Here is a 22178-nt window from a genome sequence, read left to right as displayed (position 1 = left end):
TATTTTATTGGGAGACACTATGGGAAAAAAAATTGCCGGAACCTGCCTGACGCTTGTCCTGGGCATGACTGCCATGCTTGGCCTGGTTTACCCAAGCCTTGCCGCCACAGGCCCTGAACTCAACGGGGAAGCGTTAGGGATGAAGCTTGCCAAACAGGCGGTCAAAGCCAACAAACGCTGGACCACAACCGATCATTCCAAGATAGAGGCCTTGAATCAGGACTTTAGCTCAGGAGCGCAGATCACCCAGGCCTGTCTTTCCTGTCATACCGATGCATCCATGCAGTTTGAAAAGACCATTCACTGGACATGGGAAGTGGCGTCTGAGACCCCGGGCATTATGAACGGCAAGGCCGGGCATGCGGTCAACAATTTCTGCATTTCAGGCAATGCCATGGAAGACAAAGGGTGTCTGAGCTGCCATGTGGGGTGGAACGGGACCCAGGACGAGGTCAACTGCCTCAACTGCCACGGCGGTGAAAAGTACAACTATAAGGAAGCATTCGGCGATATCCAGGCCTTTGAAGGGGATGATGACCCAGAGACCCAAGAAATTGTCGAGGAGCTCCAGAACGAGATCAAAACCGCAGTTAAAAACATCACCATGCCCCAGCGGGAGCATTGCGGGGAATGCCACTTCAAAGGCGGGGGCGGAGACGGGGTCAAGCACGGGGATTTAGACACCTCTCTTGCCAAGCCCAATCGAATGCTGGATGTACATATGGCCAGCGAAGGTACCGATTTCACCTGCACGAGATGCCACACCACGGTAAAGCATAATATTGCCGGCCGCCTCTATACCCGGCCGGCCGCTGCCGAGCGCAAAAGCCTGATCCAGGATGACATGGCCACAAAAATCACCTGCGAGTCCTGCCACGGCACCCTGCCCCATAAAACCGATTCCAAAATGAACGATCATGTGGACAAGGTGGCCTGCCAGTCCTGCCACATCCCTGAATTTGCCAGAGTCAACCCCACGAAAATGTGGTGGGACTGGACCAAGGCAGGGGATAAAAAAGAGGGAAAACCCTATGTGACCAAAGGGGAGTTCGGCAAACCCACCTATAAATCCATCAAGGGCGAGTTTAGATGGGAAAAAAATGTGGAACCTGAATACTTCTGGTATAACGGGTCTTTTTCCAATATCGGCATCAAAAATAAAATTGATCCGGCTCAGATCGTAGAGGTCAGTCATCCCCTTGGGGATAGAACCGATCCCAATGCCCGGATCCATCCCTTTAAAATCCACAGGGGCAAACAGCCCTATGATAAGATCAACAAACAATTGGTAGCCCCCATTCTTTCAGGCCCCAAGGGATACTGGACCACCTTTGACATGAACGATGCCATCACCCGGGGCAACAAGGCCCTGGATGTGCCTTACTCGGGTGAGTTTGATTATGTTGAGACCACCTATGCCTTTCCCATCACCCATATGGTGGCCCCCGGGAAAAACGCCCTGGCCTGCACCCAATGCCATATCCGGGAAAATTCCAGGCTGGCCAGTATCACCGGCATTTACCTGCCCGGACGGGATAAGAACAACTTTATCGACAGCATCGGCATGATTGCGGTGCTCGGCGCCTTTGCAGGGGTATTGCTCCACGGCCTGGGCCGTTTTTTCACCCGGAACGGAAAGGAGGATTAAAAATGACCCGACCCAACCTGACAAAAGTATATCTTTACACCCGGTTTGAAAGACTGTGGCACTGGTTCCAAGCCCTCATGATTTTCGTCCTTTTGATCACAGGCTTTGAAGTTCACGGCACCTATACCCTGATGGGTTTTAAAACTGCGGTCACCGTTCATAACTTTGTGGGCCTTTCCTGGCTGGTCATGTTTGCCTTTTTTGTATTCTGGCTTCTGACCACAGGGGAATGGAAGCAGTATATCCCCACCACCAAAAAACTCTTTAACGTGGTGCTGTATTATGCATTCGGGATTTTCAAGGGCCAAAGCCATCCCGTGCAAAAGTCAAAAGGGGCCAAACACAACCCGCTGCAGCGGATTGCCTATCTGGGGATTTCAGCCATGCTCCTGCCCGTGCAGATGGCAACAGGCCTGTTATACTACCTGTACAACCAGATCCCGGCCAGCCTAGATCTCTCCATTCTGGCCGTTGCCCATACCCTTGTGGCTTTTTTACTGGTGAATTTTCTGATCATCCATTTGTACATGACCACCACGGGGCACTCCCTGTTCAGCCACATTGCAGGAATGATCACCGGCTGGGAAGAGGTCTACGACACCACCAAGATCCAGGAATGGGAAAACAAGGCCACCAAAAAGACCTGATCCCATTTTATCCCACCCATTCCCTATCCCCGGGCAGACCGCACTGCCCGGGGATTTTTTTTTAAGCCGTAGGCCCTTGCCAGCCCACCCCCCCCAAAAGATTGAATATACAACCATATTAAAACAAGAGTTTCATTCTGTAAAAAATACAATTTGTTTTCAGAATAGACCCAAAATAATCACCACCTGGTTGCCTGTCATAATCGAACCTGATACCTTGCCGGCAGAAGATCTGAAACCACACAATTGTTTTGAGGAGGTAAAATGGGAAAGTCATTAAAATTGCTGATCTGTGCTGTGATTGTCTGTATTCTCGGATATCTTGTCTATTTTTTAAATTCTGCCCTGCCCATTGGCACCGGATATTCTGCCAAGTATGTCTGCTCCCAGGTTTTCCTGGCAAACAGAAACCCAGCAACTGTGTTTAAAAATGAGGTTTTGCCCACCCATCCTTTGTTCCGGCTTGTCAGTCCCAGGGTGGATTATGAAAACCGGACCGTCACGTCAAAGGCCCTTGGATTCTGGAAGCCCATGACGGCGGTCTATCGTGAAGGCTGCGGCTGCACTTTGGCCGTTGACACCTCAAGAGATCAGCTTCTGGACCAGGCAAAAAATATTTTGGCCCCTGAATTTTCAAGACCTCTTTTACCATAGCCCATGGGTTCTGATGTTGATCTTGAAAACCTAGATGAATCTGTGGATAAAATCAGATTGCAAAGGGCTGTTGAAATGGCCTTTGCAGAGCCTGGTCCCGGGACCGGGAGAAACACCCAGGCGGTTGTCGTGGTTCTGAAAAACCGGATCATTGCTGAAAAATATGCTCCAGGATTTGACAAAGATACCCCAATGCTCGGCTGGTCCATGTCCAAGAGTGTTACAAATGCCCTTGTGGGCATACTTGTAAAGGACAAGCGTCTTGATATCAATTCTTCGGCCCTGGTTGACACCTGGAAAGCCCCGGATCCGCGAAATAAAATCACCCTGGACATGATGCTGCGAATGTCCTCGGGCCTTGAATTCCAAGAGAGTTATGCACCGTTTAAGGATGCAACCCAGATGCTTTATGCCAGCAAAAGCATGGCAGCCTATGCCGCAGGCAAAGATCTTGGATCAGCCCCTGACACCCAATGGTATTATTCTTCGGGCACAACCAATATCATTGCAAAAATTGTAAAAGACAGCGTGGGGGGAAGTCTTGAATCCTTCCACAGATTTTCAAAAAATCGCCTGTTTGATAAAATCAAGGCATTTTCTGCTGTAATAGAGCCGGATGCCTCGGACGCTTTTGTGGGATCCAGCTATATGTTTGCAACGGCCCGGGACTGGGCAAGGTTTGGTTTATTTTTAAAGAATGACGGGGTCTGGGATAATGAAAGACTCCTGCCCAAAGGATGGATGGATTATTCCACCAGACCAACCCCCATGGCGCCCATGGGGCAATACGGAGCCCAATTCTGGCTTAATGCAGGCACCCGGGACAATCCTGAAAATCGAAAATTCCCATCCCTGCCCCAAGATCTTTACTATTGCAGTGGATTCAACGGACAGATCGTTGCAGTCATTCCCTCAAAAGATGTGGTGGTGGTGAGGCTGGGGGTTACCCATGATGATTCCTGGGACCATGAGATATTCATAAAACAGGTGCTGGATTCCATCCGGGATGAATAAAACTCATTGTTTTCAAAGGCCTGACCAAATAGCAGGATCACTCCCCTTTTTTTTGCATTATTTGTAAACCAGAAGGAGGGAATACGGCTGTCCTCCCGCCACCGGCAGACCTTAGATGGTAAGCCCGCATATTTCGGAAAAGCTCATTCAGCCTGATATTGCCTGAAGGCTCACCAGGGGCGCTTGGCCGGTGGATTTTTTAAAATATTCTCCCAGTTTCCTGCCGATATCTGTCTTTTCAAAGGCCGGAAGTTCTTTCGGGGTAAAGGCCTCTGCCGCCTTGAACCGGATTTCAATGCCTTGGCAGGAGACCGTCATTTTTTTAAAATAGATGGCCGGGGTGGACAGGGCCTGGGACAGGGCGGTTTCGATTTTTCCAATGGAAAGAATACCGTAACGGTCAATGGAAAAATGAAACCCGCTGTGGATGCCCTTGTCAAAGGGAGGCCGGCAGTAAACAAGGGCCTGAAGGTGGTCCAGGCCGTCCAGGCCCATGTCCCAACCGGAATGGTCAATGGCCCGGATCTCTGCTGCATGAAAATCAAACCCCGTTTTTATGGCCCAGACCAGGTCGACGTGGGCTGTAGCCGAAAGGAAACACCCCTTGCCCGGCCGGCAGAACCGAAGGTTGAATCTATGGGTCGCCTGTGATTCAGGCACGGTTTTGCGGTGGATCTCTTCTATTTTTTCCCGGGCTCTGTCAATGAGGGTGGTGTGGTATTCCCAGAGTTCTTTGCTTTTTTCCAGGGGAACAAGCAGATCAATGACCTTTTGGTATCTCTCTTTGGCCAATGCTTTTTTAGCGGCCTGGACCATATCATCCACCTCCTTTTCCCGGGCAATTTTCCGGTCAATGGAATTGATTTGTGAATCAATGATGCCACGGCCTTTTTTTCGAATAAAATCCGCGGCACGGCAGTTTTGGGACCGGTAAAGGATATAGGCCAGCTTTTCCAAGGGGATCCCCTCGTTCACAAGGAAATTGAGAAGGTCCATGAGATCGTATGCAGCAATGGATCTGAGCAGACTGTTATATCCAGCACCGTCATATTTTAGGGACAGGGGCGGGTCAAAATAGGAGGCAACACTCTGCCCCTGGCCTTTCAAATATTCCAGGATCTCCAGGTATTGACTTTCCTTTTCAATCAACCCTTCTCCCTCCATGGAATTAGCAAAGAGGTCCAGGATATTCTCGGCCGCACCGACCCATTCAGTCTCCAGGTTTGTTCCCGAATCCACCAGCAGCTTGATCACCGGCAGATTGCAGACCTCAAAGGCGTTGAACAGGGCCAAATCATGGTAGTCGGACCGGGCATTGACATCGGCCCCGTATTCCAGAAGGGTTTGGATCAATGCCAGAGATTTATCGGTTTTCCTCTTGTAGGAGGCCGCTTTCATCAGGGCGGTTTCCCCGTTTTCAAATCTATGATTGATATCTATGCCCGAGTTGTAAATGGCGTTAATGGTTTTTATATCCATGGTATATATGGCCCTGTATACCGTTTTTTGCAGGGTGATTTCATCCAAGTCAGTATAAATCACCTGTGTGGGCTTTTCCTGCGGAAGTGCCGGCCCGTTCACATCATGGTTGTCAAATTTATACTCAATCTCTTCTCCGGTCTCGTCGTGACAGAAGACCAGCTCCAGGGTCAGTGCCCCGGTTTCGGTTAGCAAATCCTTAAAGGATTCAAAGGTTTCGTAAGCATCGGTATCCATGGCCCCATCTATGATGTTTTTTCTTCTGGATAGTTCATAATTGTAGCAGTCAAGAAGGCGTTCATCGATCTCATGGATGTTGTACTGCTTTTCAAAGTAGGTTTTGATTTCATAGGCATAGCCGTTTTTTAGGTGTCTTAACCCCCGAACAGCTGCGGCGGCACTTTGGGTATCGCAATAAACGATTTTAAAGGAAATGGTGTGCTGGGACATGGAAAACTCCTTTTCAGATTCAACTGCACAGGCAAATTTTTTTATGATTTACGTTCTGAGGAGCTAAAGGTCAATGGAAAAATTTAAAAAAAAATAGTCTAAAACCGGTTCCCGGAGGTACTCAAAAGTTGGGGTTTTGTTATATTTTTACTTGCATGGTTATGGGTCTGTTTGGCATAAGAATAAAATGTTTAAAATCTGCCGGACATGCGGGCACCAATGGAAAACCAGAGAGGCGTTCCTCTCCGATCCAGCCATCGAGGTATCGGGCTACCAGTTTTTTTTTGAAAATCTTAAACAGGGGCTGTTTTTGTTCAACCATTCCTGCGGCACCACCTTGTCCATTGAGGCCGATCTTTTGCTGGATCTTTATGACGGCCCGTTTCATCCGGACCGGAACCCCGCATCCGACCGGAAATGCCCGGGCCGGTGCCTGAACAATAATATTCTCAACCCCTGTTCTGATGAGTGCAGGTGTGCCTTTATCTCCAAAACACTTGAAATTTTAAAACAATGGACAAGAAAAGGTCGTTAAAGAAAATACCCTGGAATAGCAATCCTAAACCGCACCTGATTGAAAGGTTACCTTAAAATATAGACATCGGGATAATCCATGAGTTTGAGGGTGGCCGCAATGACCCCGGCAAGAACCTTGTCTTCATGGATAATAACCAGAGTATTGCTTTTGTTAAGCTCTTCCATCATGGGTTTTGAAAACATGGCGGCATACTCAACGTGATTGGCGCCTGAAACATGATTTTTTTCATAGGCTGACTTGTCCCTGAAATCAACGAAACAGCAGTTTTTAAGTTGTCTGGCATCTTGTTCACCAATGCACAAAGATTTAAAATCTGTTCTGTTCAGGGCAATGAGATCATCAAGGCGCCGGGCATTTCCCACCACCGGGTACCCCGCCTTTTTCCATCCTTTTATTCCGTCCCGCATCCAGTATACATTTGTGTAACCATGGGTAACCGCCAACCTGGCGGCGTGATATGATTTCCATCAATTGCTCAAGGCGCAATAGGTAATGATGGGGGTTGATTTGTCATCCGGAAGCTGGGCTATGTCAAAATCAACCTTGTCCAGGGGCATATCTGTTGTTTTGTGATCTTTCGGGACCAGACAGGTGATGTGAATGGTGCCTTTGGGATGGCCCTTCATAAAATCTGTTGTATGGCTATGGCAGGCAACCATCTGAGCCCCGTCTTTGAGAAGTGCTTCAGCCTCTTTCAGGGTGACGGCCTTGAAGTTATCCCCCTTTTCCGGCGCAGGGATTTTGGCTGCAGCCCCCTGGCCTGCCAATAAAATTAAAAACAGCAGTGAAAAAATGAGAATACAAAATTTTTTATTCATTTAAAAACTCCCTTTAGGTTGGTGACTGGTGAGAAGGCAATTCAGGTGCGGTTTTGGATTGTCCTGTTCAAACCAGACTTCAGCAAAGGATTAAATCACAATTTTTCCATCTAAAAAATGGGGAAAGAATAGGGAGAAAATAAGGAGAAAATATCCTTATTTTCCAGGGTGCAGATCAGGATAAGGAAAACAAAAATGATTTCAAGCTGACTTTTTCATTTCTGATGCCAATTTTGTTTCTGATATGACTTCTGTGGGTGTTTATGGTGGTTTCAGCAACCCCCATAAGGGTGGCAATCTCTTTGGTTGTCTTGCCGTGGCAGATAAAATTTGCAACCTGTATTTCCGTACCGGTCAGGTGCATGGATTTTAAATTCCGTGAAAATGAAGAACAGACCGCCTCCAGGTTTTTTCTATAGCAATGCCGATAATTATTTATACATCCTGATAATTTCATCAATCGTTTCGTTTTCATTGTATTCACGGATGGTTTTTAGGGCCGCAAAATCGTGTTCAATCGGATTGAGATCCGGTGAATACGGGGGCAAAAACAAAAGAGCTGCACCAGTTCTTTCTATCAAATATTTGGTTTCTTCGCCCTTGTGGAAGGATGCGTTATCCATCACAACGACATGATTATCGTTCAGATGTGGACTCAACTGGTGTTCGATCCAAGCATTAAAGATATCCGCATTGCATGTTCCCTGAAACAAAAATGGTTCTTCAAAACTATATTCGATGCGGGCAGCAATCAAAGACGTTCGAGGGTGCTTTGTTCCTGCAATCAAACCATGAACACGCTGCCCTTTGAGAGCATATCCATAGCGACGGGTTGTATAAGGCGAAAAGCCGCTTTCATCAACATAAACAAACGTTTTGCAACGACGTACATAACGTTCACGAAGACGAAGATATGCCTTTCTTTTGCTGTCGCTTCGCTCCCTGTATCCCGTCATCTTTTTTTTCGAGTGATTCCGAGTTGTTTCATATTATACCAGATACAGGCACGGGATACTCCGAAATGCTGCGCCCTTTCCGATTGTGTCATGTCATCATTTGTCTCCACATGGAGGCGCAAAGCTTCCAGATCCAAACTTCGTGGTCCTTTTGGACCGGGTTTCTTGTATGACAAACCATCTTCGGCAGACGTCCAGTTGTGAACACTTCCACGGGATACATTAAACTGACTGGCAGCTTCCGTCTTGCTTCCTCCATTTTCTACAAAATCTATAACGCGTTTGCGTAAATCTGATGAATATCTCATGGGGAAAATATAAGTTGTATAAATCCTTGTTCAAGTAATTGTTTGCTCTGCTATAATCTCTTGAAGCGTGGTCTATTGAACATTTGAAGCATCCTTGTCCATGGACTCAAGAAATGGAAAAACAAGGGTCTGCAGGCTGGTTAAAATTTTAAGTTCTGCCTCGTGCTTATCAGCCTCCCTTTTTTTGAGCAACACCCTTAACGCGGTATTGATCTCCTGGATTTCGATTTCCTGGGAAATTAAATTTTCCTGGGCCTTTTTAAATCCGGAAATATCCCGGGTAATGCCAATGATCCCCATATTCTTTCCTTCAATCATCACCGGGGAGATAGTGCTTTCAAAAAAAACCTTTTGGTTCCCCTCTTTCGTCATGTACTCCGACCGGACAATCTCCCCTTTCCGGGTTCTAAGGGTCTGATTTTTCCAGATACGCTTCAATTTTTCCGGAATATCAAGGTCGTCGATTGTTTTACCCCGGACATTTCCCCATTTGCGGATGCTATGCTGGTTTTGAAATACATAACAAAAATTTGAATCCATGGCCCAAAAATCAAAAGTCAGGTTGTTGATCAAAGAGGAGAGAGAAATTTTCAAAAGCGCATACTCCTGTTGCTTTGATTCTATTGTCAAAGCGGCCTGTTGAAAGGCCGGCATCGTTTGGATCTGCTGCTGAAGCAAAACCTTTGAAAAGGGTCGGGGTACAAAGCCTATGCGTCCTGGAATCAACACCTTGTCAAAACAGGGCCCGGTTGATAAATTGCCGCAAAACACAAGGGGAACGCCTGCGCTTTTATTTATTTTTTGACAAAGACCAGCCATGGCCGCAGGGTTAGGAAGGGTATCCCCATCCACCAATTGTGGTTTTATCTTTCTGACAAAAGAGGTCTTAAGAGAAAAATTTTGGGATTTGATATGGTATTCACGAGGTAAGACCTTTTGAAGATCGGTTTTAAATGAGCCGGAACAGCTGATGGAAAGAATGGTCTTCATAGACAAAAAGATCCTTTTTCAAAAAAACAACAAGAATAATAATACGCCGCCGAGGGCGGTCCAATCAAAACAATTGCCCCAAATCTAATATCAGATCCCTGGCCGGCAGACAACCGCCAGACAAAGCAATGATTTGCCAGTCCCGGCCGGGTAAAGATTTTTTTGGCCTCCCCGGCCTAATCAAAGGCTGCTATAGATCAGAACAAAATCAGAAACGGCCATGCGAATCAATAGGTTGAACTGGATAGGTTTGGACTTTTTTTAAAACAGACGTGGCAAACGAACTCTTTGAACGTGTTCAAAAAATTGAGCGGTTGAGTTCTTTTAGGAGTGCAGATCCCCCCACGACAAAAAATTCAAGGCCAAAAATATATTCAAAAAAACAAAATCGAGACAATTGTCTCAGATCGTTGATACACCATTGTTTCAGCCACCTATTTTCCTCGCAGACCAATGGCAGGCCCCCGGACAAATATGATTTACAAGATTTTCTCATCCATCCAGAACAGCCTTGAAAACCCGTTTAAAATTGGGTATGCTGACCATAATTTCACTGTACCATGAGGTTTCGCACGGTTTGATATGTATATGGCACACTAATTGCTGATTCCATTGAGAGATTTTACTCAAAAACTTTATTAAGGAGCAGTAAATGGAAGAAGATGTGTTCAACGCCATGAAAAAGGCAGGCAAACCGGTCCGGCCGGGAGAAATTGCAAAAACATTGGGTATAGAAAGCAAGGCGGTTTCAAAGGGCATCCAGCAACTCAAGGCAAAAGGCCGAATCATATCGCCCAAACGATGCTATTATTCCCTGTCGTAAAAAAAACGAGACATATAACACTTAATTTTAAATTTGGAGGAGTTTATGGATCCGGTTTTTCTGTCCAGACTGCAGTTTGCCGCAGCCACCATGTTCCATTTTCTTTTTGTTCCCCTCACCCTAGGATTGTCTGTTCTCATTGCCTATATGGAGACCAAGTACGCCAGAACCGGCGACACGGTTTATCTGAGAATGACCAAATTCTGGGGCAAGCTTTTTTTAATTAATTTTTCCCTGGGGGTTGTCACGGGGATCACCCTGGAATTTCAGTTTGGCACCAACTGGTCAAGGTACAGCGAATATGTCGGAGATGTGTTCGGCTCTTTGCTGGCCATTGAAGCCTCTGTGGCCTTTTTTTTGGAGTCCACCTTTATCGGCATCTGGATTTTCGGCTGGAAAAAGCTCTCTGCCAAGGCCCATGCCGGGGTGATGTGGCTGGTGGCCATTGCAGGCAATTTCAGCGCCATCTGGATCCTTCTTGCCAATGGATTCATGCAGAACCCGGTGGGATACGCCATCCAGAACGGCCGTGCAGAAATGGTCGACTTTATTGCCCTTATTACCAACAAACACGGGTGGCTTGAAATCATCCACGTGGTCCCCTCCGCCCTGCTTCTGGGCGCCTTTTTCATCATGGGGGTTTCAGCCTACCATCTGCTAAAAAAACAACACATTGAAATTTTCCAGCGCTCCTTTAAGATCGGTTTGATCGTGGGCCTTGTCACAGCCCTCTGGCTTGGCATCTCAGGCGACATGCACGGGGTCAATGTTTCCAAAACCCAGCCGGCCAAACTGGCTGCCATGGAAGCCCATTGGGAAACCCAGACGCGGGCCCCGATTATCATGTTTGCTGTTCCCGACCAGGAACAGGAAAAAAATCTCATTGAAATCGGCTCCCTTCCCGGGCTTTTAAGCTTTTTGGGATTCCACGATTTTAACGCAGAGGTCAAAGGGCTAAGGGACTTTCCCAAAGAGGAAAGACCGCCGGTGCTGCCCACCTTTATCGGGTTCAGAACCATGGTGGGCCTTGGCACCTTGTTTATCCTGCTCATGCTTTACGGCTGGACAAGGCGCAATAAACTCATGGAAAGCCCCATGTTTTTAAAAATCATGTTTTGGTCCATCCCCCTGCCCTACCTTGCCATTGAAATGGGATGGGTGGTCTCTGAGGTGGGACGCCAGCCTTGGATTGTTTACGGACTGATGAAGACAACGGCTGCGGCCTCTCCCATTGCCACCTCCCAGGTGTTTATCTCGTTGATCGGGTTTATTCTGGTTTACGGCCTGCTCGGTGCCGTGGGCTTCTACCTGATTGCCAAATCCATAAAAGAAGGCCCTGAGGCCGAAACCAACTAAGGAGAATAGAACTTATGGAACTTCAATCGATCTGGTTTTTCTTGTGGGGGCTTTTATGGGCCGTATTCTTTCTCACGGACGGATTTGATTTCGGCATCGGGACCATCTATCCTTTTGCCGGCAAAACCGACAGGGATAAACGGGTGATGCTCAATGCCATGGGGCCTTTGTGGGACGGCAACGAAGTCTGGCTGATCACGGCAGGCGGGGTCACATTTGCCGCATTTCCCAAGGTGTATGCCACCATGTTCTCATCTTTGTACACCCCGCTCATGCTGATCTTATTTGCCCTGATCTTCAGGGGGGTCTCCCTCCACTTCAGGGGAAAAATCGACACGCCCGGATGGAAAAAACTCTGGGATACATTTATCTTCCTGGGATCTTTTCTGCCAGCCCTTCTTTTTGGGGTGGCCTTTGCCAATATTTTTGCAGGCATCCCCTTTGACAATGAGGGCCTTTACCACGGCAACACCTTAAAGCTACTCAACCCTTACGGGCTTCTTGGCGGACTGCTCTTTGTCCTGCTCTTTATTCTCCACGGGGCCAACTGGATGGCCATCAAGGCCACAGGGGATCTGCAAAAACGGGTTGTGGGTATCTCGGCCAAAACCTGGCTCATCCTTGTGCCCGTGGCCGTGATCTTTTTAATTGCCTCTTATTTTGCCACCGACCTCTATGCCAATTATTTTAAATATCCCCTGCTTTTCGGCATCATTCTGGTGGCTGTGGGCGCCCTGTTTGCCACACGGTTTTTTTCGGCCAAACAGGCATGGTTCAAGGCATGGTTTGCTTCGGCCCTGACCATTATGGGATGCACCTTTTTCGGCATTGCAGGCCTGTTTCCCGCACTTTTTCCCTCAAGCATGAATCCTGACTGGGATCTGACCGCATTTAATGCCTCCTCCAGTCCCCTGACCCTGAAGATCATGCTCGGGGTTGTGCTGGTGTTCATTCCCATTGTCATCTGCTACCAGGTATGGGCATATCATCTGTTCAAAGATCCCATTACCGATGAGGATCTTGGAATGGATGAAGCCTACTAGTCAATAACCTTTAATCCCTGTCACCTGGGTGACAGGGATATTATGCAATAAAACCACATAACATCTTAAGGAGAAAATTCATGGACAAATATGTATGCGGCCCCTGCGGCTATGTATATGACCCGGCAGAAGGCGACACAGAAAACGGTATTGATGCGGGAACTGCTTTTGAAGACCTTCCCGAAGACTGGTGCTGCCCCATCTGCGGTGCGGCCAAAGAAGAATTTGAAAAAGAATAAGCCTGAAGCTTACAATCTAAACCCAAGCCTTTGGGTTTAGATCCAAGCCAATATCAAAATCAATGCCGGGCAAAAATCGTTTTTGTCCGGCATTGATCGTCATGGAGGAAATATGGCCCTTTCCGTTGTCGATCTCTACGCCAAAGTTCTGCCGAAAACCAATTGCAAAGACTGTGGTTATCCCACCTGTATTGCCTTTGCCGGCATGGTGGTCTCAGAAAAACTGCCCTTAAAAAACTGCCCCCATATTGATCCTGACATTCTGATTCCAGCACAGGCCGAACTTGAAGAACAGTACAAGCAAGGCAAATGGCTCAAAAAAGACATGGCCCAAGAAGCCCTTGTTCTGGCAAGAAAAAAGGCCGCATCCATGGCATTAGAAGATGTGGCAGACCGCATCGGCGGAATCCTGGACCCTGGAAACGGGCCCGGACCTTTTAAGGGCCAGCCCCATATCATATTGCCCTATTTTAATTCACGTCTCTGTGTATCCAAAGAAAAAGTAGTTAAAAAAAGTGGGGATGCGCTCAGCCGGAATGAACAAACCTTTGTATATATCCACCTTGCCGCAGGCGGCAGTTCATCTCCCACCGGTAAAATGAAAAGCTTTAAGGAATTTCCCAATACGGTCTCAAAAATGGTCTCCATGAATGATCGTGTGGAAACCCCTTTAAAACAAAAATTTGCAAACCAGAAGAGGCTGCTTGAAAAGGCCTGCCTGGCCATTGGCGGAACCGATGTAAAAGACCGGTACGACGCTGCCGATCTTGCATTTCAGTTCAGAATCTTTCCAAAGGTCTATGTCACCTTGCTCTTCTGGGATAAAACCCAGGGATTTGAACCCGAGGCAAAGCTGATGTTTGACCAGACCATTCTGGATCACATGGACATTGAGGCCATAATGTTCATGAGCGAACACCTCACAGACCTGCTCACCAACAAGGCCAGATAAAAAAGAACCTTAAAACATTCAGGCCAGCTATTTTTAGCTATCCAGGGGTAAATGCTATCTAAAGAACAACTCTCCAACGGCAATTGCAACAAGCCCCATCAACAGGGCAATCATAATAAAACTGACCATCTTTTTCATCTTTTTGTCTCCTTTGGATATCTCCCTATTCTATTTTTTTCCCTGCGGTCAGGGTGATAGAGTCCTGAACCCATTTTGCCAGGGCATTCTGGTTTACTTTTTTAATCTCTTTTCGAATCAAAGAAACCAAAAGCTCGGCCCGGGCCATGGTCTTGTGACCGCCGGCAGAGCCGAATCTGCCGAAGGCCTCTTGTGCCGTTTTACCGGCCCCTTTTCTCAGTCCGTCATTTCTCAGGATAATGATGAGTTTTTTTTCAATCACCCCTGAAATCACACTCCAGTTGACCCCGGCAATGGCCAGAAAAAAATCAGCCACAACCACCAATGCATCGGGCTTGGAAATATTGCCGGCATGGAAAAAAGCCCGGTTGTCTATGATCTTTCGTTTTTTAATGGCCTGGCCTAAAAAGTCCAGGTCCGCCTCTGTGACCAGGGCACGCTCCACCTTGGTGACTATATTCATGTCTGCAAACTTGTATAAATGCTGAAAGGCACGGATATCGCCCGACCCTGCCTGGCGGGTGAAATCAGCCGTATCCGTCTTAATGCCCAGCATCAGGGCGGCGGCCAGTTTTGCAGAGGGTTTTATTTTCATGGTTTTAAGATATTCTGTTACCATGCTCGAACATGCCCCGTAATCCGGCCTGACATCTGAAAACGGGGCCTCGGCAGACGACAAGGGGTGATGGTCAATGATCACATCAAAGGAAAATCTGGAAAAACAACTATTGTGATCCGGCTGGGAATCCACAATAACAAACCGGTCAAAACAAGAGGCATCCACCTCATCCAGGGGAACCATTCCAGGCTCGGTAAGGTTAATCATGGCCAGATTGTCCGGCCGGCTGATCCGGTTAAAATAGGCAATGCCCACCTCTGACACCCGCCGCCACAGGATCCGTTTCACAGCCATGGCAGAACCGATGGCGTCGGGATCGGCATTGATGACAATAAGCACCTTTGATGTTTTGCTGAACAATGCCAGCATTTTTTTAATCCGCTCTTGGTTACTGAGCATGATCCATCTTTCCGTTGCTTGAAAAAAACAGGGTCAGGGTAATAAAGGCATAGCCGACAATGGCAAAAATGGCAAACCATCCGTAAAATACCCCCAAAGGCGCCAGAACCAAGGCCGTCAGCCAGTGAATAAATATCACGGTTGGCGAATGAAGCTTAATGGGAAAATCATCATGGCGGCAGATAACAGAAAGCCCGCAAAGGTTCCAGCCGTACAAAGAGGCAAACACATGGATGTGAAGCAGCCACTTGGTTTTAAGGGGGTCATACCCCTCCTGCATCTGAAGGGAAATATAGGCAATCCCGGTAATGGCCGTAACAATTAAAAACCCTATGCCTGATGTCAGAAACAGTTTTTTCTGAATCTTGTCTGCAAAGGTATAATAGAGTAAAAAAACCATGACAACGGCGGTGAACAAGGCTGCCGTGACAAAAATCTGGGGGATGAATTTTTCAAACAGGATAAAGACAAAAAAGATGATCACCCCGAGAGTAATGGTCCAGAAACAGACTTCCATGATGATTTTTCGATTGGCCCCTTCAATTTTTCTAAGCATGTCAAAGACCAAAGAAAGGGTGATCAAAGAAAGGGGGAAAGAATACCCGAGAAAAAAGGTGTTCAGGGTCAGTTTTTCCATCTGGACCCAATGGGTGTATTCATTGTTGACAATCACCAAAGAGGCCATGGCAATCCCAATGGAAAGACATAAAAGCGAGGCCTGGTGAAATTTTTCAGATACCGGTATCTTAGATTGAATAAACTGGATGGGGATGATGGAAAATTTATCTATCCTTATCTTTTCCACCAGCACAAAAAGAATAACTGACACAACAAGGGTCAGGGGATACCACATGAAAAAAGCTGAAAAGGCATAGATCAGCGAGAATAAAAAAAACAGGCGCACTGTTTTTGAGACCTGGGCTCTTTTTTCCGTGTAATATAAAAGGATGGTGCCGCCGGTACACAAATTAAACAAAAAAACATGGAGCCTTTCAAAACTATAATGGGCAACCGGAAAATAGATATGAACAAACCCGAAAACCAGGGCAATGATCATCAACAATGAGAACAATAATTTGAGTCTAAAATTCATTCATTTATCCTGAAACTAGATATTAATTTTTCAAGGGTCTGCCCAGCACATGGGCCAGTGCAGACGCCAAAACAGGATGGGAAAAATCATACCCCGTGTCCACGAGTATCTGGGGAACCACCCGGGCAGACGTCAGCAAGGTCTCCTTGCCCATCTGACCCCATAAAAAAACGGCCAAAGGTCTTGGCAATACAAACATCGCCGGACGTGAAAAAATGTTGCCAAGAGTTTTGGTAAACACCTTGTTGGTCACAGGAGCCGGGGCCGTAAGATTCACAGGACCATGGATCTGTTTTTTTTCAAGAATGTGGAGGATACCGCCCAGGGCATCATCCATGCTGATCCAGCTCATATACTGCCTGCCCTGTGATATCCTGGTGCCAAGGCCTAAAGAAAAGGGAAGCAACATCCGTTTAAGAGCCCCGCCCCCAGGCGTCAGCACCACGCCGATACGAAGCTGAACCGTCCTGATTCCTGCCCGTGCAGCACCGAGAGAGGCAGTCTCCCACTGATCACACACCCTTGAAATAAAGGAATCTCCTTGGGGGCTCTCTTCGGTAAGTATCTTCTCTCCTCCCTCCCCGTAAAATCCTATGGCAGACGAAGAAATAAAAACAGAGGGGGGCCTGGCCATGGTCCGCATTTTTTCCACCAACACCCGGGTGGGGATCACCCGAGAGTCAACAATCAACTTCCGTTGGGCAGGGGTCCACCTTCCTCTGGAGATATCCGTCCCGTTCAGGCTGATCACCGCGTCAACGGGTCCTGCAGCATCCATGTCCAGAATATTATTGTAAGGATCCCAGTACAGGGCATCCTCGGATTTATCCTTTGGATCCCGGACCAGGCGGATGACCTCGTGGCCGCAGGTCCTCAAAAACGGTACCAGGGCTTTGCCAATGGTGCCGGATGCCCCGGAAACTAAAATTCTCTGCTTTCGGATCCTGCCTGCCCGGTTTTCCATGTCATCTTTAAGTACCCTGTGGCGGTAGGCAAATATCCGCTCAAGTTCCCTGCGGGCATGGCCATAAAAAGGACGGCTTAAAAACCCCATGGGCAGCCTGAATCGGATCCGGTCTTCCATGAGGGCCGCATTTTTACCCTTGGCGGAAAACAGATGGGTATGCTCCCACAGGGCAAAAGGACCCCTTTTCTGGCAGTCACGGAAGAGCTTGTTTTCCAGGTATTCCACATGGGCCGCCTCCCAGATCATGGGAATACCCATCACCTTTATTTTGAATTTTACCTTGACCCCCTTGTCAATCCCGTTGCCCTGTCTTGAAATAAGACAAAGCTTTGACCATGGCGGGGTCAGGCGGTTGATGGCCCCGTTCCTTGCATGCCAGGCAAAAAGATCTTCCACTGGAACATGAATCAATGTTTCTTTGGTAAATATCTCGTCCTTCATGACCTGCCTGCAGCTTAAATGAATTATTGATTTTGCAGGCCTTATATTATATGAATACCAAACAAGTTGAAACCCTTATCTGAGCATTATTTCCTATTTAAGGGTTAAAAAAATGGCATATGCCTTGCGTATTGTTTTTCCATGATAAAAATGCAGGCGCAAGGCGCTCTATCATCACATCAAAATAGGAGGACAAAAAATGGATAAATATGAATGCCCCTGCGGATATGTTTATAATCCGGCAAATGGCGATCCTGACAACAGCGTAGATCCCGGTACTGCCTGGGGTGACCTTCCCGAAGATTGGGTCTGCCCCCTTTGCGGCGCTGCCCAGGAAGATTTTGAAAAACTTGAGGATTAGCCGAGGGGACTTGCTCTATGTACAAACCCATTGAAATTGCCGACAAAATATATTCTGTCGGCTGTCGGGACTGGGATATTCGTGATTTTCACGGCTATTCCACCTATGAAGGTACCACCTACAATGCCTTTTTAGTTCTGGGCGAACAAAACATCCTCATTGATACGGTCAAAGAAAAATTCGGAGATGAACTTTTATCCAATATTTCAAGGATTATTGACCCCAAAAAAATTGATGCTGTGATCTCCAACCATACGGAAATGGACCATTCCGGAGCCATTCCCAAGGTGATGCACATTATCGGCCAGGAAAAGCCCATCTATTGCTCTAAAATGGGGGCCAAAAACCTTAAAAGCCATTTTAACCGGGAGTTCAACTTCAAGGTGGTGGGCACAGGGGACAACCTGACCCTTGGAGACAGAACCTTTTCCTTTCTTGAGACAAGAATGCTTCACTGGCCGGATTCCATGTTTACCTATCTGCCGGACCAGGCCATCTTATTTTCCAGTGATGCCTTTGGCCAGCATTACTGCGGGGACATGTTCTTTGACGATGAAATCGGGGATGAAATCATGCCACATGCCCGAAAATATTATGCCAATATCCTGCTTCATTTTTCTCCCAGGGTCCAGGCCCTGCTCAAGGATGTGGAAAAGCTCAATCTTAAGATAGACATGATCTGCCCTGACCATGGTATTTTATGGCGGAAAAACCCCGCAAAAATCATCCAGGCCTATGACCAATGGTCCAAACAGGCGCCGGGTAAAAAAGCCGTGGTGATTTTTGATTCCATGTGGGAAAGCACCACCAAGATGGCCCGTGCCATCACCTCGGGTATTGAATCTCAAGAGGTTAATGTCAGGCTTATGAATACCCGGAAATGGCACCGCTCGGATATCATGACCGAAATCATTGATGCCGGTGCCATTGCGGTTGGATCTCCCACCCTCAACAATAGTATTTTCCCGGTGATTGCCGATGTCATGACCTATATCAAAGGGTTGCGGCCCCAGAATAAAATCGCTGCGGCCTTTGGCTCTTACGGCTGGAGCGGCGAGGCCATGAAAATTTTGAACAAAGAATTTGAAGAAATGAAGCTGGATATCATTGACCCCGGGGTAAAGGTGCAGTATGTACCGGATGAAGCAGATCTTGCCAAATGCTTTGACCTGGGCGTCAAACTGGCAAAGACCTTGAAAGAACGAATAGCAAAATAATTGTAGCTTATCAACCCAACGATAGATCATAGACTAACGGAGGACATAATGGGCAACGAATTTAATGCAGATGATATTTTTGAGATCGCAAAACAGATTGAAGTCAACGGCGCCAGATTTTACAGGGAAGCGGCAAACCGGGTAGATGAAGATGCTCACAAACAATTTCTAATAGGCCTTGCTGAAATGGAAGACAGCCATGAGCTGATCTTTGCCCAGATGCAAAACGATTTGAGTTCAAAAGAAAGCAAATCCATGGTCTTTGACCCTGAAGATGAAAATGCCCTTTATCTCAAGGCCCTGGCCGATACCCGGGTTTTTTCCGAAAAAGAGCAGCCTGAATCCAGCATGAAAGGCATTCTCACCTCAGCCATTGCCGCTGAAAAGGATTCAATTGCCTTTTATCTGGGCATGAAAGAGCTGGTCTCTGAAACCCAGGGCAGATCAAAGGTGGATGATATTATCAAAGAAGAGATGAGCCATATTAAGATGCTGGCAAACAAATTGATTGAATCCACCCCCTAACAAAACCTGAAAACAAAAACTCACTGCTGAATTCAGCAGTGAGTTTTTTTTATGCCTTTTTAAAGGTGCAAAGACTGCCTATGATTTCCACAAACCGTGAAGGTTGCAATAGGCCAAAGCATATGCTTTGTCTGAATCACATTTAAACGTCGCTTCAGGTGTGCTGGAAGGGGTCAGCATCTGACGCTGCACATAGGCGCCGTCACAAGAGACAAGTTCAATCCATTCAATCCAGTGATCCGGACCCATGGGATGAGCCACGCTGCCCACTTTAACCGTATAACCGCCCTCAATTTTTTCCACCACTGGAACATGTTTTTCCAGGGCAGCATCAACCGTGTTCTCCACCAGGCGGTCCATGGGTTTTCCACAGCAGGTGACCGGGGGCTTTTCGCCGTGAAGGACCTGAACGATATTTCCGCATTTTCCGCATTTATAAATTCCGAGTTGCTCAGCCATTAAAATGCTCCTTTCTTTTAGATTGATTTGAATAAAACATCCTTGAACTTAAAAAAAATGATTTACCGGACCTTTTTTTTATATGTTATCCATAAAAATTTTGCCAGGGATATTTGATGATTTCAAAATCTGGTCCATCCATTTCACAGAGGATTTCTTTTTGTCCTTGGTCACCTCTTTGAACATTGAGGCCATCTGAAAATACACTTCGTTTTTGGATTTGACAGCACCGTAAAAAGCCGTGTTTGCCTTTTCACACCTTTTTAACTTTTCCTGATATTCAAATGATTCGGCCATATCAATTCTCCTGGATTATGCTTTTTGAATTCCCAAATCAAAAGGGTCCCGGTGTTTACTTAAATTTTTATATTCCTTAATGTTTATCAGCAAAGTCCGTACCAGATCATACTTACCCCCCATGATTATTGGGTGCCCTGCAAAATCGGGGGTGGGCGCAATCAAAAGGTTAAAAACAAAGGAACAAATATGTCTCAGGACAAAGTGTCGCAACCTGTCCCAGAGGCAAAAGTGTTTCTACCTTTTTTATCGTAACAATTCTGGAATTCGCCAATTTTATCGAATGGTATATACCATTTTTAGTATCAGAATATTTGTTTGGAAATCAAGAAAAATTTATCTTTTTATGGACCAGATTTTTCTCAGCTCACCCATCTGGTCAATGAGAATATTCATGAACACCGCTTCGGTTTCAAGCATCTGCTCATCTTGCTTTTTCAGCCACTCAGAGAGCCAGGCAAACCTCAGGGCCAGAACATACTCAGGAAACCACCGCCATCCGGCCGCACTGATGACAGAGGTTTTTTGAAGATTTGATAAAAAACTCGTCACCATGGGCATGGCCAATCCCTGGGGATGCTCTATCCCGGCACATCCCACAAGGTTTGCCGCGTCATAGCAGTCAGGCTTTATGCCGATGAACTCCCAGTCGATCACAGCGTTTATCTGATGATTGTGCCAGATGACGTTCAACGGGTGAAAATCCCCGTGACAGAAGGCAAAATCCAGGTGGTCATGGGCATCCATAAACCCTTTTTCCAAAAAAGTCCGCATGGGCAGATATTGTTCTCTGACCTTTGGATGGTAAACTTTCATCTCCCTGAATAATGTGTAGATATACTCCTTGATGGAAAAACAAGAAAAAGAGTAGTGATCGGTGATCCCTTTGGAGGCCTTGCGCATGGAAATTAAAAAAGAGGCCATTTGCCGGCCAATATCACCCATCCCAAGCCATTGGGGGCGTTCAAGTCCGGAACTTTTTAAAAACCGGGTGAGCTGAAAGCAGTTTTCGCCAAAAAAGTCCAAAAAGGTATGGGATTTTGTTTTGCAGGGTGCCAATGCCCGAGTCAGTCCATGTTGGTTCAAATGGGCAAGGGTTTGGGCCACCCGCTGCCTGGCAGGATATTTTTCCCTGGCAAACTTTTCCAAAAGAAAAAACCCGCCAAGGTCATCCTCTAAAACAACTCTGGACAAAGAGCGCTCAGGACTGCCCTGGATTTCCAGCTCAGGACAAATCCGCTTGACCCGAATCCCCCATAACGACTGGATCCAGGGAAAAAACGATTTTTCATCCAATTCACAAAAGGCGTTCAACTGCCGCCACCATGGTTTCTTTTGCCCTGGCCCCCACCAGGGTCTGCCGTATCTTCTTGTTTTTGACCAAAAGCAGGGTGGGCACACTATTGATGCCGAACCTGGCCCCAATGCCTGGATTCTCATCCAGGTTCAGCCTAAAAATCCTGACCCGGCCGGCATAGTCTTGGGCCAGATCATCGAGAATCGGCGCCATGGAAAGGCAGTGCCCGCACCAGGGCGCCCAGCAGTCCACCAGCACAGGAAGATCAGCGTCCATGATCATGGTGTCAAAATCCGAATCCGTGACCCGAACTACTTTTCCAAAATCCTCTGTAACCAAAGGGGCTTTGCAGTGCCCGCACAGGGGGTGATCCTTGAGCCTTGCCGCAGGCACCCGGTTTTTTGCCCGGCATTTTGGGCATAAAAAAATAATGGGATCAGCCATGATCAA

The 22178-nt window shown here is 47.0% G+C and carries 27 protein-coding genes; 13 read left to right on the top strand and 14 right to left on the bottom strand.

Annotated features, from left to right (window positions below; genetic code table 11):
* Positions 1-19 precede the first annotated feature (19 nt).
* The 4 genes from HUN05_12530 to HUN05_12515 all read left to right on the top strand — a co-directional run bounded on the left by HUN05_12530 (position 20) and on the right by HUN05_12515 (position 3963).
* Positions 20-1648 (top strand): tetrathionate reductase family octaheme c-type cytochrome, encoded by a 1629-nt coding sequence (locus HUN05_12530; GenBank protein WDP85859.1) that lies wholly within the window; start codon positions 20-22, stop codon positions 1646-1648.
* A 2-nt stretch (positions 1649-1650) separates the two neighbouring features.
* Positions 1651-2295 carry a cytochrome b/b6 domain-containing protein gene (locus HUN05_12525; GenBank protein ID WDP85858.1) on the top strand — a complete coding sequence of 215 codons (645 nt, stop codon included), beginning with the start codon at positions 1651-1653 and terminating at the stop codon, positions 2293-2295.
* A gap of 264 nt (positions 2296-2559) precedes the next feature.
* Positions 2560-2949: a hypothetical protein gene (locus HUN05_12520; protein WDP85857.1), complete on the top strand. Its 390-nt coding sequence runs from the start codon at positions 2560-2562 to the stop codon at positions 2947-2949.
* Between the two features lie 129 nt (positions 2950-3078).
* The gene (locus HUN05_12515; protein ID WDP85856.1) at positions 3079-3963 is read left to right on the top strand and encodes a serine hydrolase; all 885 of its coding nucleotides are present in this window, start codon (positions 3079-3081) and stop codon (positions 3961-3963) included.
* A gap of 147 nt (positions 3964-4110) precedes the next feature.
* Here the strand turns inward: HUN05_12515 and HUN05_12510 are convergent, their stop codons facing one another.
* A complete protein-coding gene (locus tag HUN05_12510; GenBank protein ID WDP85855.1) occupies positions 4111-5892 on the bottom strand; it encodes a hypothetical protein in 1782 nt (593 codons plus the stop codon).
* Between the two features lie 187 nt (positions 5893-6079).
* Here HUN05_12510 and HUN05_12505 point away from each other — a divergent pair, with 187 nt between their 5' ends.
* Positions 6080-6427, top strand: coding sequence for a hypothetical protein (locus HUN05_12505; GenBank protein ID WDP85854.1), 348 nt, complete (start codon positions 6080-6082; stop codon positions 6425-6427).
* A 47-nt stretch (positions 6428-6474) separates the two neighbouring features.
* Here HUN05_12505 and HUN05_12500 read toward each other — a convergent pair whose 3' ends face one another.
* The 6 genes from HUN05_12500 to HUN05_12475 form a co-directional block, all read right to left on the bottom strand.
* The gene (locus tag HUN05_12500; protein WDP85853.1) at positions 6475-6837 is read right to left on the bottom strand and encodes a rhodanese-like domain-containing protein; all 363 of its coding nucleotides are present in this window, start codon (positions 6835-6837) and stop codon (positions 6475-6477) included.
* Between the two features lie 60 nt (positions 6838-6897).
* Positions 6898-7248 carry a hypothetical protein gene (locus HUN05_12495; protein WDP85852.1) on the bottom strand — a complete coding sequence of 117 codons (351 nt, stop codon included), beginning with the start codon at positions 7246-7248 and terminating at the stop codon, positions 6898-6900.
* A gap of 175 nt (positions 7249-7423) precedes the next feature.
* The gene (locus tag HUN05_12490) at positions 7424-7612 is read right to left on the bottom strand and encodes a helix-turn-helix transcriptional regulator (protein WDP85851.1); all 189 of its coding nucleotides are present in this window, start codon (positions 7610-7612) and stop codon (positions 7424-7426) included.
* Positions 7613-7679: 67 nt separating this feature from the next.
* A complete protein-coding gene (locus HUN05_12485; protein WDP85850.1) occupies positions 7680-8204 on the bottom strand; it encodes an IS630 family transposase in 525 nt (174 codons plus the stop codon).
* Positions 8201-8512 carry a hypothetical protein gene (locus HUN05_12480; GenBank protein WDP85849.1) on the bottom strand — a complete coding sequence of 104 codons (312 nt, stop codon included), beginning with the start codon at positions 8510-8512 and terminating at the stop codon, positions 8201-8203. Before HUN05_12480 ends, HUN05_12485 begins: the two co-directional genes overlap by 4 nt.
* A 72-nt stretch (positions 8513-8584) precedes the next feature.
* Positions 8585-9502: a hypothetical protein gene (locus HUN05_12475; protein WDP85848.1), complete on the bottom strand. Its 918-nt coding sequence runs from the start codon at positions 9500-9502 to the stop codon at positions 8585-8587.
* 652 nt (positions 9503-10154) lie between these two features.
* Between HUN05_12475 and HUN05_12470 the strand changes: the two genes are divergently transcribed.
* From HUN05_12470 to HUN05_12450, 5 genes are all read left to right on the top strand, one after another.
* Positions 10155-10325 carry an HTH domain-containing protein gene (locus HUN05_12470; protein ID WDP85847.1) on the top strand — a complete coding sequence of 57 codons (171 nt, stop codon included), beginning with the start codon at positions 10155-10157 and terminating at the stop codon, positions 10323-10325.
* 45 nt (positions 10326-10370) lie between these two features.
* On the top strand, positions 10371-11681 hold the full coding sequence (locus tag HUN05_12465; protein ID WDP85846.1) for a cytochrome ubiquinol oxidase subunit I: 1311 nt from the start codon (positions 10371-10373) through the stop codon (positions 11679-11681).
* Positions 11682-11695: 14 nt separating this feature from the next.
* A complete protein-coding gene (gene cydB, locus HUN05_12460; protein ID WDP85845.1) occupies positions 11696-12724 on the top strand; it encodes a cytochrome d ubiquinol oxidase subunit II in 1029 nt (342 codons plus the stop codon).
* Positions 12725-12804: 80 nt separating this feature from the next.
* Positions 12805-12963, top strand: coding sequence for a rubredoxin (locus tag HUN05_12455; GenBank protein ID WDP85844.1), 159 nt, complete (start codon positions 12805-12807; stop codon positions 12961-12963).
* Positions 12964-13075: 112 nt separating this feature from the next.
* Entirely contained in the window at positions 13076-13915 is an 840-nt protein-coding gene (locus tag HUN05_12450) for a DUF3786 domain-containing protein (protein ID WDP85843.1), read from the top strand.
* A gap of 163 nt (positions 13916-14078) precedes the next feature.
* On the opposite strand, the gene HUN05_12445 is transcribed toward HUN05_12450, so the two are convergent.
* Genes HUN05_12445 through HUN05_12435 form a run of 3 tightly spaced genes read right to left on the bottom strand, consistent with a single transcriptional unit; the run spans position 14079 to position 17572 of the window.
* Positions 14079-15071, bottom strand: a complete 993-nt coding sequence (locus HUN05_12445) for a DHH family phosphoesterase (protein ID WDP85842.1) — start codon at positions 15069-15071, stop codon at positions 14079-14081.
* Positions 15061-16164, bottom strand: coding sequence for a hypothetical protein (locus HUN05_12440; GenBank protein WDP85841.1), 1104 nt, complete (start codon positions 16162-16164; stop codon positions 15061-15063). Before HUN05_12440 ends, HUN05_12445 begins: the two co-directional genes overlap by 11 nt.
* A 22-nt stretch (positions 16165-16186) precedes the next feature.
* Entirely contained in the window at positions 16187-17572 is a 1386-nt protein-coding gene (locus HUN05_12435) for a TIGR01777 family protein (GenBank protein WDP85840.1), read from the bottom strand.
* Between the two features lie 199 nt (positions 17573-17771).
* Here HUN05_12435 and HUN05_12430 point away from each other — a divergent pair, with 199 nt between their 5' ends.
* The 3 genes from HUN05_12430 to HUN05_12420 are packed head-to-tail and all read left to right on the top strand — an operon-like array spanning position 17772 to position 19675.
* Complete coding sequence (locus HUN05_12430) at positions 17772-17933, top strand: rubredoxin (GenBank protein ID WDP85839.1); 162 nt, start codon at positions 17772-17774, stop codon at positions 17931-17933.
* Positions 17934-17950: 17 nt separating this feature from the next.
* The gene (locus HUN05_12425) at positions 17951-19150 is read left to right on the top strand and encodes a flavodoxin domain-containing protein (protein WDP85838.1); all 1200 of its coding nucleotides are present in this window, start codon (positions 17951-17953) and stop codon (positions 19148-19150) included.
* 48 nt (positions 19151-19198) lie between these two features.
* A complete protein-coding gene (locus HUN05_12420) occupies positions 19199-19675 on the top strand; it encodes a ferritin family protein (protein WDP85837.1) in 477 nt (158 codons plus the stop codon).
* A gap of 78 nt (positions 19676-19753) precedes the next feature.
* On the opposite strand, the gene HUN05_12415 is transcribed toward HUN05_12420, so the two are convergent.
* From HUN05_12415 to trxA, 4 genes are all read right to left on the bottom strand, one after another.
* A complete protein-coding gene (locus tag HUN05_12415) occupies positions 19754-20134 on the bottom strand; it encodes a desulfoferrodoxin (GenBank protein WDP85836.1) in 381 nt (126 codons plus the stop codon).
* Between the two features lie 78 nt (positions 20135-20212).
* Positions 20213-20431, bottom strand: a complete 219-nt coding sequence (locus HUN05_12410; protein ID WDP85835.1) for a hypothetical protein — start codon at positions 20429-20431, stop codon at positions 20213-20215.
* Positions 20432-20767: 336 nt separating this feature from the next.
* The gene (locus tag HUN05_12405; GenBank protein ID WDP85834.1) at positions 20768-21745 is read right to left on the bottom strand and encodes an aminoglycoside phosphotransferase family protein; all 978 of its coding nucleotides are present in this window, start codon (positions 21743-21745) and stop codon (positions 20768-20770) included.
* The gene (gene trxA, locus HUN05_12400) at positions 21729-22175 is read right to left on the bottom strand and encodes a thioredoxin (protein WDP88046.1); all 447 of its coding nucleotides are present in this window, start codon (positions 22173-22175) and stop codon (positions 21729-21731) included. Before trxA ends, HUN05_12405 begins: the two co-directional genes overlap by 17 nt.
* Between the last annotated feature and the right edge of the window lie 3 nt (positions 22176-22178).

The sequence above is a fragment of the Desulfobacter sp. genome, assembly GCA_028768545.1.
Lineage (GTDB): Bacteria > Desulfobacterota > Desulfobacteria > Desulfobacterales > Desulfobacteraceae > Desulfobacter.
The sequence above is the reverse complement of the archived record's forward strand: the minus strand, read 5'-3'. Positions and strand labels throughout refer to the sequence as shown.

Bases quoted from the DNA above. Each gene is read 5' to 3' on its own strand.
- HUN05_12530 (WDP85859.1), top strand. From the start codon at position 20: ATGGGAAAAAAAATTGCCGGAACCTGCCTGACGCTTGTCCTGGGCATG.
- HUN05_12525 (WDP85858.1), top strand. From the start codon at position 1,651: ATGACCCGACCCAACCTGACAAAAGTATATCTTTACACCCGGTTTGAA.
- HUN05_12520 (WDP85857.1), top strand. From the start codon at position 2,560: ATGGGAAAGTCATTAAAATTGCTGATCTGTGCTGTGATTGTCTGTATT.
- HUN05_12510 (WDP85855.1), bottom strand. From the start codon at position 5,892: ATGTCCCAGCACACCATTTCCTTTAAAATCGTTTATTGCGATACCCAA.
- HUN05_12505 (WDP85854.1), top strand. From the start codon at position 6,080: ATGTTTAAAATCTGCCGGACATGCGGGCACCAATGGAAAACCAGAGAG.
- HUN05_12500 (WDP85853.1), bottom strand. From the start codon at position 6,837: ATGCGGGACGGAATAAAAGGATGGAAAAAGGCGGGGTACCCGGTGGTG.
- HUN05_12495 (WDP85852.1), bottom strand. From the start codon at position 7,248: ATGAATAAAAAATTTTGTATTCTCATTTTTTCACTGCTGTTTTTAATT.
- HUN05_12490 (WDP85851.1), bottom strand. From the start codon at position 7,612: ATGCACCTGACCGGTACGGAAATACAGGTTGCAAATTTTATCTGCCAC.
- HUN05_12485 (WDP85850.1), bottom strand. From the start codon at position 8,204: ATGACGGGATACAGGGAGCGAAGCGACAGCAAAAGAAAGGCATATCTT.
- HUN05_12480 (WDP85849.1), bottom strand. From the start codon at position 8,512: ATGAGATATTCATCAGATTTACGCAAACGCGTTATAGATTTTGTAGAA.
- HUN05_12475 (WDP85848.1), bottom strand. From the start codon at position 9,502: ATGAAGACCATTCTTTCCATCAGCTGTTCCGGCTCATTTAAAACCGAT.
- HUN05_12470 (WDP85847.1), top strand. From the start codon at position 10,155: ATGGAAGAAGATGTGTTCAACGCCATGAAAAAGGCAGGCAAACCGGTC.
- HUN05_12465 (WDP85846.1), top strand. From the start codon at position 10,371: ATGGATCCGGTTTTTCTGTCCAGACTGCAGTTTGCCGCAGCCACCATG.
- cydB (WDP85845.1), top strand. From the start codon at position 11,696: ATGGAACTTCAATCGATCTGGTTTTTCTTGTGGGGGCTTTTATGGGCC.
- HUN05_12455 (WDP85844.1), top strand. From the start codon at position 12,805: ATGGACAAATATGTATGCGGCCCCTGCGGCTATGTATATGACCCGGCA.
- HUN05_12450 (WDP85843.1), top strand. From the start codon at position 13,076: ATGGCCCTTTCCGTTGTCGATCTCTACGCCAAAGTTCTGCCGAAAACC.
- HUN05_12445 (WDP85842.1), bottom strand. From the start codon at position 15,071: ATGCTCAGTAACCAAGAGCGGATTAAAAAAATGCTGGCATTGTTCAGC.
- HUN05_12440 (WDP85841.1), bottom strand. From the start codon at position 16,164: ATGAATTTTAGACTCAAATTATTGTTCTCATTGTTGATGATCATTGCC.
- HUN05_12435 (WDP85840.1), bottom strand. From the start codon at position 17,572: ATGAAGGACGAGATATTTACCAAAGAAACATTGATTCATGTTCCAGTG.
- HUN05_12430 (WDP85839.1), top strand. From the start codon at position 17,772: ATGGATAAATATGAATGCCCCTGCGGATATGTTTATAATCCGGCAAAT.
- HUN05_12425 (WDP85838.1), top strand. From the start codon at position 17,951: ATGTACAAACCCATTGAAATTGCCGACAAAATATATTCTGTCGGCTGT.
- HUN05_12420 (WDP85837.1), top strand. From the start codon at position 19,199: ATGGGCAACGAATTTAATGCAGATGATATTTTTGAGATCGCAAAACAG.
- HUN05_12415 (WDP85836.1), bottom strand. From the start codon at position 20,134: ATGGCTGAGCAACTCGGAATTTATAAATGCGGAAAATGCGGAAATATC.
- HUN05_12410 (WDP85835.1), bottom strand. From the start codon at position 20,431: ATGGCCGAATCATTTGAATATCAGGAAAAGTTAAAAAGGTGTGAAAAG.